The organism is Amycolatopsis sp. NPDC003676, from assembly GCF_053587275.1.
The window spans coordinates 1-12,089 of sequence record NZ_JBSFNS010000049.1; the positions used below are offsets into that span (position 1 = coordinate 1).

Annotated in this window: 10 protein-coding genes; 7 read left to right on the forward strand and 3 right to left on the reverse strand. The window is 71.6% G+C overall.

The window, feature by feature from the left end; translation table 11 throughout:
* Nucleotides 1–57 precede the first annotated feature (57 nt).
* The 3 genes from ACWDNU_RS25955 to ACWDNU_RS25965 are packed head-to-tail and all read right to left on the reverse strand — an operon-like array spanning nucleotide 58 to nucleotide 2,135.
* Nucleotides 58–1,248 (reverse strand): cation:proton antiporter, encoded by a 1,191-nt coding sequence (locus ACWDNU_RS25955; RefSeq protein ID WP_370936349.1) that lies wholly within the window; start codon nucleotides 1,246–1,248, stop codon nucleotides 58–60.
* Complete coding sequence (locus ACWDNU_RS25960) at nucleotides 1,248–1,730, reverse strand: cation:proton antiporter regulatory subunit (RefSeq protein ID WP_009079551.1); 483 nt, start codon at nucleotides 1,728–1,730, stop codon at nucleotides 1,248–1,250. The genes ACWDNU_RS25955 and ACWDNU_RS25960 overlap by 1 nt, the downstream gene beginning before the upstream one ends.
* 36 nt (nucleotides 1,731–1,766) lie before the next feature.
* Entirely contained in the window at nucleotides 1,767–2,135 is a 369-nt protein-coding gene (locus ACWDNU_RS25965; protein ID WP_449670801.1) for a DUF4267 domain-containing protein, read from the reverse strand.
* A 194-nt stretch (nucleotides 2,136–2,329) separates the two neighbouring features.
* On the opposite strand from ACWDNU_RS25965, the gene cmk reads away from it, so the two are divergent.
* The 7 genes from cmk to ACWDNU_RS26000 all read left to right on the forward strand — a co-directional run bounded on the left by cmk (nucleotide 2,330) and on the right by ACWDNU_RS26000 (nucleotide 11,974).
* Complete coding sequence (gene cmk, locus ACWDNU_RS25970; RefSeq protein WP_370940426.1) at nucleotides 2,330–3,055, forward strand: (d)CMP kinase; 726 nt, start codon at nucleotides 2,330–2,332, stop codon at nucleotides 3,053–3,055.
* The gene (locus ACWDNU_RS25975; RefSeq protein ID WP_378399885.1) at nucleotides 3,052–3,708 is read left to right on the forward strand and encodes a lysophospholipid acyltransferase family protein; all 657 of its coding nucleotides are present in this window, start codon (nucleotides 3,052–3,054) and stop codon (nucleotides 3,706–3,708) included. Before cmk ends, ACWDNU_RS25975 begins: the two co-directional genes overlap by 4 nt.
* 15 nt (nucleotides 3,709–3,723) lie before the next feature.
* Complete coding sequence (der, locus tag ACWDNU_RS25980; protein ID WP_370936353.1) at nucleotides 3,724–5,205, forward strand: ribosome biogenesis GTPase Der; 1,482 nt, start codon at nucleotides 3,724–3,726, stop codon at nucleotides 5,203–5,205.
* Between the two features lie 318 nt (nucleotides 5,206–5,523).
* Nucleotides 5,524–9,411 carry a Pls/PosA family non-ribosomal peptide synthetase gene (locus ACWDNU_RS25985; protein WP_449670802.1) on the forward strand — a complete coding sequence of 1,296 codons (3,888 nt, stop codon included), beginning with the start codon at nucleotides 5,524–5,526 and terminating at the stop codon, nucleotides 9,409–9,411.
* Nucleotides 9,412–9,487: 76 nt separating this feature from the next.
* Nucleotides 9,488–10,849, forward strand: a complete 1,362-nt coding sequence (locus tag ACWDNU_RS25990; protein ID WP_449670839.1) for a M1 family metallopeptidase — start codon at nucleotides 9,488–9,490, stop codon at nucleotides 10,847–10,849.
* 124 nt (nucleotides 10,850–10,973) lie between these two features.
* On the forward strand, nucleotides 10,974–11,396 hold the full coding sequence (locus tag ACWDNU_RS25995; protein ID WP_449670803.1) for a VOC family protein: 423 nt from the start codon (nucleotides 10,974–10,976) through the stop codon (nucleotides 11,394–11,396).
* The gene (locus ACWDNU_RS26000; RefSeq protein ID WP_449670804.1) at nucleotides 11,393–11,974 is read left to right on the forward strand and encodes a dihydrofolate reductase family protein; all 582 of its coding nucleotides are present in this window, start codon (nucleotides 11,393–11,395) and stop codon (nucleotides 11,972–11,974) included. Before ACWDNU_RS25995 ends, ACWDNU_RS26000 begins: the two co-directional genes overlap by 4 nt.
* Nucleotides 11,975–12,089: the final 115 nt, after the last annotated feature.

Consider the following 12,089-nt stretch of genomic DNA (forward strand, 5'->3'; position numbering starts at 1 on the left):
AAGCCGTGAGGGGAACCCTGAGGGAATCAGATTCCCTCAGGGTTCCCCTCACGGAAGTCAGTTGGCGGTGACGGTTTCTTTCGAGGCTGCCTTGCGCTGCAAGGCTTTCGCGACCGGCTCGACCACTCGCGCCGCGGTCGGGCCGAGGATCGCCATCAGCAGCACGTACGCCGTAGCGAGCGCGGCGAGTTCGCCGTCCACTGCGCCAGCGGTGACCGCCAGTCCGGCGATGACGATCGAAAACTCGCCCCGCGCCACCAACGCCGCCCCGGCACGAGCCCGGCCCAACCGGCCGATCTTCTGCCTTCGCGCGGCCCACCATCCGGTGGCCACCTTCGTCAGCGTCGTCACCACGGCGAGCACCGCGGCCCAGCCGAGCACCGGCGGGATCGACGCCGGGTTGGTGTTCAGCCCGAAGACCACGAAGAACATCGCCGCGAACAAGTCCCGCAGCGGCTCCAGCAACCGCGTCGCGTTGTGCGCGGTCGAGCCGGACACCGCGATGCCGAGCAGGAACGCCCCAACGGCCGCGGAAACCTGCAGCGCGGACGCGATCCCGGCCACCAGCAGCGCCGCGCCGAGGATCTTGAGCAGGAACACTTCCCGGTCGTCGCTGTCCACCAGCGCCGAGACGTACCGGCCGAACTTGAGCGCGATCACCAGCACCACGGTGATCACCAGCAGCGAGATGCCGACCGCTTCCAGCCCGCCGAGCAGGCTGACCCCGCCGAGGATCGCGGTGAGGATCGGCAGGTACAGCGCCATCACGAGGTCCTCGAACACGAGGATCGACAGCACCACCGGCGTTTCCCGGTTGCCGAGCCGGCCGAGGTCGCCGAGGACCTTCGCGATGATGCCGGAGGACGAGATGTACGTGACGCCCGCCATGACGAACGCGCCGATCGGGCCCCAGCCGAGGATCAGCGCGACCGCCGCGCCGGGGGCGGCGTTGAGCACGATGTCCACCAGCCCGGCGGTCCACGACCGCCGCATGCCGGTGAACAGTTCGGCCGCGGAGTACTCCAGGCCGAGCAGCAGAAGCAGCAGCACCACGCCGATTTCGCTGGCGAGGTGGGCGAAATCGCCGATGTCGGCGAGCGGGATCAGGCCGCCGGAGCCGAAGCACAGGCCGCCGAGGAGGTACAGGGGGATGGGGGAGAGGCCGATCCGGCCGGCGAGCCTGCCGAGCGCGCCGAGCACGAAGAAGACCGCGCCGAGTTCGACCAGGGAGAGTGCGGTGTGATCCATCAGCCGTGCTTGAGGATCTTGGCGGCGGCTTCCAGGCCCTCGGACGTGCCGACCACGACGAGCAGGTCGCCCGCGGTGAAGAGGAAGTCCGGCGTCGGCGACGGGTGCACCTGGCCCGCCCGCATCACCGCCACGATCGAGACGCTGGTGCGCGTGCGCATCGCGGTGTCGCCGAGCGAACGGCCGTCGAACGGGCTGTCCGCGGTGATCGGCAGCTGCTTGGTGTTGATGCCCGGCAGCTCGCGGTGCTCCTCGTTCAGCTGTGCCACCAGCTGCGGCGCGCCCAGCAGGTTCGAGAGCGCGCCCGCCTCGTCCGCGGTCAGCGGCAGCGAAGCGAGGCAGGCGTCCGGATCGTCGGATTTGGAGACGATCAGCTCGATCTTGCCGTCCCGCTGGGTGACGACGCCGATGCGGCGGCCCGCGCGGGTGGCGAAGTCCTTGCGGACACCGATTCCGGGAAGAGGGGTGACTTCGACGTTCACGTCAGCCACGGTAACTCATTGTCCGATTCGCGGAGTTCAGCCCAGCAGGAACAGCACCGCCGTCACGGCCATGAACGCGGCGGTCGCGCCGTGCACTCCGTAGGCCATCCCCTTCTTGCCCTTGTGCCGCAGGATGATCAGCATGTCGCAGAGCGGCATGACGGTCGCGGCCAGCAGCAGCCAGCCGACCAGTTGCGGGCTGCCCGCCAGCATCGCGACGCCGAGGATCAGCCCGGTGCCGAGGTCGCGGTCGCCTTTGATCTCGAAGAACGCCGTCGAGCCGGTGGGGATCTCCCGCAGGCCGAACGTGGCGGCGCTCTTCGCCGGAGCGAACAGGTAGCCGAACCCGACGTAGATGATCCCGAGCACGGGGATGGCGGCGAGGACGTAAGCGGTGATCAGCATGGGAACCCCAGTGAGTTAGCAGTGCTAGGAACAAGTGCAACGCTAACTTAGCGACGCTAGCTTGTCTAGCGCCGCCTGACCCTTGCGCCGCGGACACCGCCTGAGGTGGCGCGACCGGCTACCGGCAGAATGAACCGGACCGGGAGTGCGGGACGAACGTGAGGAGAACATCGGTGACGGGAGCCCTACGTGGGGTGGTCGCGCTGGACGGCCCGTCGGGAACCGGCAAGACCACGGTCGCGCGCAAGCTCGCCCGGCGGCTGAGCGCCCGCTACCTCGACACCGGAGCGATGTACCGCGTCGTCACGCTGGCCGTGCTGCGGGCCGGGGTCGACCTCGCCGACGAACACGCGATCGGCGCGCTCGCGCACGACGTCGACTTCGCGCTCGGCACCGACCCGGAGCGACCCGACGTGCGCCTGCACGGCGAGGACGTGGCCGCCGAGATCCGCGGCCCCGAGGTGACCGGAGCGGTGTCGCCGGTGTCGGCCGTGCCGCAGGTGCGCGAGGTGCTCGTCGCCCGCCAGCGCCGGATCATCGCCGACGCGATCGAGGACGACGGCGGGATCGTCGTGGAGGGCCGCGACATCGGCACCACCGTCGCGCCGGATTCGCCGCTCAAGATCTACCTGACCGCCTCGGCCGAGGTCCGCGCCGCACGGCGGAACACCCAGGACTCCGCGGCGGGCCGGGCCTCGAGCGTCGAATCCGCCCGCGAATCGGTGGAGCGCCGCGACCGGATCGACTCCACCCGCGCCGCCTCGCCGCTGCGCGCGGCCGGGGACGCGGTCCAGGTCGACACCTCCGAGCTGACCATCGACCAGGTGATCGTCGCGCTGGCCGAACTCGCCCGCGGCCGGGGCCTGCTGGGCGACTGCCCGGCCGAACCGGCCGCCGCCGAGGCCGGGGTCAGCCGGTGAGCGGGGCCCTCCCCGAGGGGGCGAACGGCCTCCTGCTCGACATCGGGCGCACGGCGGGCCGGTATTATCTGCGTCCGGCCTTCCGGATCCGGGTGCACGGGCGCGACCGGACACCCGCGGACGGCCCGCTCGTGGTGATCGCGAACCACAGCTCGAACGCCGATCCGCAGCTGGTGATCGGAATGCTTCCGAGGCGCAGCGCGTTCTTGGCCAAGGCCGAGCTGTTCAAAGGGATCGGAGGCTGGTTCCTGCGGGCGATCGGCCAGATCCCGGTCCGCCGGGGCGAGATCGACCGGACGCCGCTGACCACGGCGGTCGGGGTGCTCAAGGCGGGCGGGGCGGTCGGGATCTTCCCGGAAGGCACTCGCGGCGAGGGCGACGTCGGGGCCGCCGAGCGCGGCGCGGCGTGGCTGGTGCGCGCTTCGGGAGCCACGGTGCTGCCGATCGCGATCCGCGGGACGCGCAAGCCGGCTGACGGCAAACGCCGCTGGCGCCCGCGCGTGGACGTCCTCTTCGGGGAGCCGTTCGCGATGAAGGTCGGTCCGGGTCGCAAGGGCCTGGACCAGGGCACCGAAGAGCTCCGCGCGCAGCTCGCGGCGCTCGTGCAGGCTTTGGACGACTGGCGCGGCGAACACGGGTTCGCCACGCCGTAGGTGAAGTGGGAAACGATGACAGGGTTTGACGCCGCCGACAGTGCGGTGGACGGTCTCGGCGAAGTCGACGGAAGCTGGTCGGACGAGTCCGAGTTCGCCGCGCTCGACGCGCAGATCGAGGCCGAGGAAGCCGACGGCCGGGCGGCCGCCGCGCAGCCGGTGCTCGCCGTGGTCGGGCGGCCGAACGTGGGCAAGTCCACGCTGGTCAACCGCATCCTCGGCCGCCGGGAAGCGGTCGTGCAGGACGTGCCGGGCGTGACGCGCGACCGCGTCGCCTACGACGCGTTCTGGGCCGGTCGCCGGTTCACGCTCGTCGACACCGGCGGCTGGGAGCCCGACGCCACCGGCCTGCAGGCCTCGGTCGCGACGCAGGCCGAGATGGCCATGCAGACCGCGGACGCGGTGCTGCTGGTCGTCGACGCGACGGTCGGGGCCACCGCCACCGACGAGGCCGTCGCGCGCGTGCTGCGCCGCTCCAAGAAGCCGGTGCTGCTGGCCGCGAACAAGGTGGACGACGACCGGCTGCTGGCCGACACCGCGTCGCTGTGGTCGCTGGGCCTCGGCGAGCCGCACCCGGTCAGCGCGCTGCACGGGCGCAGCTCGGGCGACCTGCTCGACGCCGTCATGGCCGCGCTGCCCGAGGCGCCGCGCGAAGCCGGCACGGTGACCGCCGGGCCGCGCCGCGTCGCGCTGGTCGGCAAGCCGAACGTCGGCAAGTCCAGCCTGCTCAACAAGCTCTCCGGCGAGCAGCGCTCGGTGGTCGACTCGGTCGCGGGCACCACGGTGGACCCGGTCGACTCGCTGGTCGAGCTGGACGGCGAGGTCTGGCGGTTCGTGGACACCGCGGGCCTGCGCAAGCGGGTCAACTTCGCCGACGGCGCGGAGTACTACGCCTCGCTGCGCACCAAGACCGCGATCGACGCGGCCGAGGTCGCGCTCGTGCTGCTGGACGCTTCCGAACCGCTGACCGAACAGGACCTGCGGGTGCTGACGATGGTGGTCGAAGCGGGCCGCGCGTGCGTGCTCGTGTTCAACAAGTGGGACCTGGTCGACGAGGATCGCCGCTACGCCATGGTGCGCGAGCTGGATCGCGGCCTCGTGCGGGTGCCGTGGGCGGAGAAGGTCAACGTCTCCGCGCTCACCGGGCGCGCGGTGCGCAAGCTCGCGCCCGCCCTGCGCACGGCGCTGTCGTCGTGGGACCAGCGCGTCTCGACCGGCCAGCTCAACGGCTGGCTGTCGGACCTCGTCGCGGCCACGCCGCCGCCGGTGCGCGGCGGCAAGCAGCCGAAGGTGCTGTTCGCGACGCAGGCGGGCATCCGTCCGCCGACGCTGGTGCTGTTCACCACCGGCTTCCTCGAGGCCGGGTACCGCCGGTTCATCGAGCGGAAATTCCGCGAGCAGTTCGGCTTCGCGGGAAGTCCCGTCCGGGTGAATGTGCGCGTCCGCGAAAAGAAGCAGAAGCCGAAGGCGGGCGGAAAAGCGGCTCGCAACCGCTGACCGGCAAACGCCCCAATGCCACATTGGGTGCATTGGACGCACCCAATGTGGCATTCGGTGCGTGAGATGCACCCAATGCCACATTGGGGTTATCCCTTGCCGGACCTGCGGGTGGTGACGTCCGACACGCGGCCGTTACCCTGACGCGACCTGGGCTTGATTGCCGCGTAAGGTGGACGGTCGCTACGGGCGCCTCATTCGGACGGCAAGCCCGAATGACGCTCGCGAAAGGTGAGTGATGGGCTTGCGCGCCCAGAGTTCGTCCCTGTTCACGTCGTTCCGGAATACCGGAGCGCGCCCGGCCGCCGAGGTGGCCCGGTGACGCTGACCGCCGATTCCGGCAGCACCGAAGCCCTGACTCTCGCCGTCGAGGCCGCGCTCTCGCCCGCTCTGTTCGAGACCGCCGCCCCGGCCGCCGAGCGCACCCTTCTGGACATCCTCACCGCCACCGCCGAGAAGCACCCGAATGCTGCGGCGCTCGACGACGGCACCGGCCCGCTGAGCTACCGCCGGCTGATGGAAGAGATCGACGCGTACGCCCGCAAGCTGCGCGAACACGGCGTCGGCCGCGGCGACCGCGTCGGCATCCGGATCTCCTCCGGCTCCGCCGAGCTGTACGTCGCGATCCTGGCGACCCTGTCGGTCGGCGCGGCGTACGTGCCGGTCGACGCGGACGACCCCGACGAGCGCGCCGAGCTGGTGTTCGGCGAGGCCGGCGTCGCCGCGATCGCCACCGACGGCGAGATCACCGTCGCCGGGACCCCGAGCGGAGCCACCGGCGAGCCCGGTCCGGCCGACGACGCGTGGATCATCTTCACCTCCGGCTCCACCGGCAAGCCGAAGGGCGTCGCGGTCACGCACGCCTCGGCGGCGGCCTTCGTGGACGCCGAAGCACAGCTTTTCCTGACCGACGAACCGATCGGCCCCGGCGACCGGGTGCTGGCCGGGCTGAGCGTCGCGTTCGACGCCTCCTGCGAAGAGATGTGGCTGGCCTGGCGGCACGGCGCCTGCCTGGTGCCCGCGCCGCGCGCGCTGGTGCGCACCGGCGTCGACCTCGGCCCGTGGCTCGTCGCGCAGGGCATCACTGTCGTGTCCACGGTGCCGACGCTGGCCGCGCTGTGGCCGGCGGACGCGCTGGAAGACGTGCGCCTGCTCATCTTCGGCGGCGAAGCCTGCCCGCCGGAGCTGGCCGAGCGCGTGGCCGTCGAAGGCCGCGAAGTGTGGAACACCTACGGCCCCACCGAGGCGACCGTCGTCGCCTGCGCCGCGCAGATGACCGGCGAGGGCCCGGTGCGGATCGGGCTGCCGCTGGTCGGCTGGCAGCTCGTCGTGGTGAACGAAGAGGGCGAGCCGGTCGCCATGGGCGAGACCGGCGAGCTGGTCATCGGCGGGGCCGGGCTGGCCCGCTACCTCGACGCGGAGAAGGACGCGCAGAAGTTCGCGCCGCTGCCGTCGATGGGCTGGGAGCGCGCCTACCGCAGCGGCGACATGGTCCGCGCGGAGCCGGAAGGCCTGCTGTTCCTCGGCAGGCTCGACGAGCAGATCAAGCTCGGCGGCCGCCGGATCGAGCTGGGCGAGGTCGACGCGGCGCTGCAGGCGCTGCCCGGCGTGCGCGGCGCGGCCGCCGCCGTCCGCCGCACCAAGGCGGGCAACCAGGTCCTGGTCGGCTACATCGTCCCCGAGGACGGCGAAACCCTCGACACCGACGACGCCGCGACCCGGCTGCGCGCGCAGCTGCCCGCCGCGCTGGTGCCGCTGCTCGCGACGATCGAGGACCTGCCGACCCGCACGTCCGGCAAGGTCGACCGCAACGCGCTGCCGTGGCCGCTGTCCACTGTGGACGCGAGCGCGGCCGGGCTGTCGCCGACCGAGGCGTGGCTCGCCGAGGGCTGGAGCGAAATCCTCGGCGTGTCGGTGAGCAACGCCGGTGCCGACTTCTTCACCAACGGCGGCGGCAGCCTCACCGCGGCGCAGCTGATCGCGCGCATCCGCACCCGCCACCCCGAGGTGTCGGTGAGCGACATCTATCAGAACCCGAAGCTGGGCGCGCTGGCCGCGAAGCTGGACGCGCTGAGCGGCGAGGAGACCGAGCGCCGCGAGATCGCGCCGACGCCGCGCCGCGCCGGGCTCGTGCAGTCCCTGCTGATGGTCCCGCTGATGGGCCTCGTCGGGCTGCGCTGGACCACGCTCGCCGCCGCCTGCTCGAACGTGCTGGCGCTGCTGGGCGTTTCCTGGGCGCCGACGTTGAACTGGGCGTGGCTGGTGTTCGCCTGGCTCGTGCTGTTCACCCCGGCCGGCCGGATCGCCATTGCCGCGGGCGGCGCGCGCGTGCTGCTGTCCGGCGTACGCCCGGGCACCTACCCGCGCGGCGGGAGCGTCCACTTGCGACTGTGGACCGCCGAGAAGCTGGCCGAGTTCAGCGGTGCGGACAGTGTCGCGGGCGCGTCGTGGATGACGACGTACGCGAAGGCTCTGGGCGCGCGCATCGGCAAGGACGTCGACCTGCACTCGCCGCCGCCGGTCACCGGTTTCCTCAAGCTGGGCCGCGGCGCGGCGGTGGAGCCCGAGGTCGACCTGTCCGGCCACTGGGTCGACGGCGACGTCGTGCACATCGGCAAGATGCGGATCGGGGCCGAGGCCCGGGTCGGCGCGCGCAGCACGCTGTTCCCCGGCGCCCGGATCGGCAAGGGCGCGGAGATCGCCGCCGGTTCGACCGTGCGCGGCGCGGTTCCGGCCGGTCAGCGCTGGGCCGGTTCGCCCGCGGTGCGCTCGGACGTCAAGGACGCGCTGAAGTGGCCGTCGAGCCGTCCGCCGCGGTCGCGGTTCTGGGCTTCGGTCTACGGCGCGACCTCGGTGTTCCTCGGGCTGCTGCCCGGGATCGCCGCGCTGCCGGGCGTCGCGGTGATCGGTTACGCGGTCGCTGGCACCTCGAGCTTGAGCGCCGCGCTGGGCCAGGCGCTGCTGTTCGTGCCGGTCGCCACCGTCGCGTACTTCCTGACGTACGCGCTGCTCGTGCTGGCCGGTGTCCGCGCGCTGGGCGTCGGCATGGTCGAGGGCTACCACCCGGTGCACGGCCGCGTCGCGTGGCAGGTCTGGGCGACCGAGCGGCTGATGGGGATGGCCCGCGAAGGCCTGTTCCCGTTGTACGCCAGCCTGTTCACGCCGGTGTGGCTGCGGCTGCTCGGCGCGAAGGTCGGCCGCAACGTCGAGGCGTCGACTGTGCTCGCGCTGCCGAAGATGACCAAAGTGGACAGTGGCGCGTTCCTGGCCGACGACACCATGGTCGCCACCTACGAACTGGGCCACGGCTGGCTGCACGCCGCCCCGGCGCGGATCGGCAAGCAGGCGTTCCTCGGCAACTCGGGGATGACCGCGCCGGGCCGTTCGGTGCCGAAGCGCGGGCTGGTCGGGGTGCTGTCCTCGACGCCGGCGAAGGCGAAGAAGGGCTCGTCGTACCTGGGCATGCCGCCGCTGCCGGTGCGCCGCGCGGTGGAGGAGAGCGACACCAGCCGCACGTACACGCCGCCGCTGCACCTCAAGGCGGCGCGGGCGCTGGTCGAGCTGTGCCGGATCCTGCCGGTGATGTGCGCGGTCGCGCTGACCGTCGGCGTCGCGTTCGCGCTGCTGGCACTCGCGGCGTGGGGCGGTTTCTGGGCCGCCGCGCTGCTGGCCGGGCCGGTGCTGCTGACCGCCGGGATCGTCGCGGCGCTCACCGCGACCGCGGCGAAGTGGCTGCTGGTCGGGAAGTTCCGCGAGATCGACCATCCGCTGTGGAGTTCGTTCGTGTGGCGCAACGAGCTGGCCGACACGTTCGTCGAGGCGCTCGCGGTGCCGTGGCTGATCGGGTCGCTCGGCGGTACGCCGCTGCTGCCCGCGTGGCTGCGCACGATGGGCGTCAAGATCGGCCGCGGCGTCTGGCTCGACACCTACTGGCTGCCCGAGTCCGACCTGGTCTCCCTCGGCGACGGCGCGACGATCAACCGCGGCTGCGTGGTGCAGACGCACCTGTTCCACGACCGGATCATGACCATGTCGCGGGTGACGCTCGAAGAGGGCGCGACGCTCGGCCCGCACGGGATCGTGCTGCCGGGCGCGAGCATCGGCGCGCGCACCACCGTGGGCCCCGGCTCGCTCGTGACGCGCGGCGACGCGGTGCCCGCCGACAGCCGCTGGCTCGGCAATCCGATCTCGGCCTGGCGGCGGTGAGGGCACGACCGTTGCGGACCCTCTCTCGGTGCCTCATCCTGGAGAAGATCACGGCGGCGGGCGAAAGCGGGTTTCGGTGCGGGTGAACGGGAAAACGGCCGCGCCCGGAGCGGAGACCTCGGGCGACGGGTACCTGCCCGCGCACGGGAACGGCGGCTACCGGGTCCGGCATTACGACCTCGATCTCGACTACCGCATTGGTCCGAACAGGTTGTCCGCGACCGCGGTGCTGACCTGTGAAGCCACCCAGGCGCTTTCGCGGCTGACGCTCGATTTCGGCGAGTTCCGGGTGTCGCGCGTGCTGGTCGAGGGCAAACCGGCGAAGTATGTGCGGCGCGGCCTGAAGCTGCAGGTCAAGCCTGCGCGGTCGGTGCCGGCCGGGACCGAGTTCGAGGTCGAGATCCGCTACGCGGGCAACCCGAAGCCGGTCGGCAGCCGGTGGGGCGACATCGGCTGGGACGAACTGACCGACGGCGCGCTGGTGGCGAGCCAGCCGGTGGGCGCGCCGTCGTGGTTCCCGTGCAACGACCACCCCGCGGACAAAGCGAGCTATCGGATCGCGGTCGCGACGTCGTCGCCGTATCTCGTTGCGGCGACGGGGAATCTCGTGTCGCGCTACCAGTCGGCGAGCACCACGAAGTGGGTCTTCGAACGGCCGGAGCCGACCTCGACGTACCTGGTGAGCGTCCAGATCGGCCGCTACGAAGACCTCGAATTGTCCGACGGCGCCTGGGTTCCTGAGCTGACCGCAGACCGTCCGGGCGGCGTCGTGCAGCGAGCCGCGGTGCCGCCTCGGCTGCGGCGGGCGTTCGCGCGGGACTTCGGCCGCCAGGGCCGGATGATGGACGCACTGGAGGACTGGTTCGGGCCGTACCCGTTCGGCGAGTACGTGGTGGTCGTGACCGACGACGACCTCGACGACCCGATCGAAGCGCAAGGGATGGCGATCTTCGGCGCCAACCACGTGGACGGCAAGCGCACCCACGAACGGCTCGTCGTGCACGAACTGGCGCACCAGTGGTTCGGCAACAGCCTGACTGTCGCGGACTGGCAGCACATTTGGCTCAACGAAGGCTTCGCCACCTACACCGAGTGGCTGTGGTCGGAACGGTCCGGCGGCGAGCCGGCGGAAGCGCTGGCCCGGGCGTGGTACGCGCGGGTGCGGGCCAAGCCGGCCGACGTCACGATCGGTGACCCCGGCGTGGCGCGGATGTTCGACGAGCGGGTGTACAAGCGTGGCGGGCTGACGCTGCACGCGCTGCGCGGGGAGATCGGCGATCCGGCGTTTTTCGCGCTGGTGAAGGCGTGGGCGGTGGAGAACCGGCACGCCGCGGTGACGACGGAAGAGTTCGTGTCGCTGGCGGAGTCTTATGCGGGGCGGTCGTTGCGGGAGTTTTTCGCTGCTTGGCTGGAGCGGGTGGAGCTGCCGCCGCTCTGAAGTCCGTGCCGCCGGGCGCGCAGAACAGAAATTCTCCTCCGGCTGTCGAATCCGGTGCCGTGCGATCGACGCACCGGTGAGTGCGGCTGGCAGCGGGCCAGGCGCACGCTAAGGAGGCATCGGAATGCGGACCCTGCACCTCGGATTGCGGGTGACCGATCTTCCCCGGTCACTGGAGTTCTACTCGGCGCTCGGCTACGAGGTCGTCGGCGCCGTGCCCGAGACGCCGATCGGGCAGTTGACCATGCTCAAGCTCCCCGGCGACGAGTTCGTCACCCTTGAGCTGGTGCACGACGGCGAGCCGGTCGAGCGCGGCACCGACCTGAGTCACCTCGTCGTGCAAGTGGAGTCGTTGACCGCGAAGCTCGACGAACTGGCCGCCCGCGGGATCGAGCCGGTCACCGCGGTTCAGGACCACGGGCACGGCATGAAGACGACGTTCCTCGCCGATCCCGATGGGCGGCGGATCGAGCTCGTCCAGTGGCCCGCCGGGCACCTCGACGGCATGACCGCCGCCGACTGGCCCGAAAGCGGGGCGGGACGATGAGCCGGACACCGCTGCGGCTGTACATGTCCATGTCGGTCGACGGGTACATCGCCGGGCCGGACGACCGCCCGGGACAGGAACTCGGCCGCGGCGGCGGACGGTTGTTCGACTGGCTCGACGACCGCATGGCCGAGGGGATCAACGGGCAGGTGTACGCCGAGGCCTCGGCCACCGGCGCCGTCGTCTCCGGACGTCGCACGTTCGAGCTGGCCAAGCGATGGAACGGCGACCACCACGACGGCGTGCCGATCCACGTCCTCACCCACCACGTCGATCCGGCCGACGAGCCGCCGGGCAGCGCGCGGTTCTACACCGACGTCAACGCGTGCGCCGACGAGGCCCGGGCCAAATCGGGAGGCCGAGCCGTGCTCGTCCACGGCGCGGGTGCGGCGCAGGCTCTGCTGGCAGCGGGCCAGCTCGACGAACTGGAACTGCACCTCGTCCCGGTGCTGCTGGGCGAGGGACGGCGGCTGTTCGAACCGGCCGGACTCGGCCGCGTCGAACTGGAACCCGTGCGGCGGCTCGAAGGCCGCGGCGTCACGCATCTGCGGTACCGCGTGGTCCATCCTGCTCGGTGATGGTCCCGATGCCGCAGCGGGCTTTCAGGTATCTGAACCCGCACCCGCCAAATCCCAGTCATCGGATGTCTGTAGGGCTTTCCGGGTGAACAACTCTGGCTTTCGCCTGCTCTGT

Excerpts from the sequence above, each read along its gene's own strand:
- ACWDNU_RS25955 (WP_370936349.1), bottom strand. The coding sequence starts at position 1,248 with ATGGATCACACCGCACTCTCCCTGGTCGAACTCGGCGCGGTCTTCTTC.
- der (WP_370936353.1), top strand. The coding sequence starts at position 3,724 with ATGACAGGGTTTGACGCCGCCGACAGTGCGGTGGACGGTCTCGGCGAA.
- ACWDNU_RS25995 (WP_449670803.1), top strand. The coding sequence starts at position 10,974 with ATGCGGACCCTGCACCTCGGATTGCGGGTGACCGATCTTCCCCGGTCA.
- ACWDNU_RS26000 (WP_449670804.1), top strand. The coding sequence starts at position 11,393 with ATGAGCCGGACACCGCTGCGGCTGTACATGTCCATGTCGGTCGACGGG.
- ACWDNU_RS25965 (WP_449670801.1), bottom strand. The coding sequence starts at position 2,135 with ATGCTGATCACCGCTTACGTCCTCGCCGCCATCCCCGTGCTCGGGATC.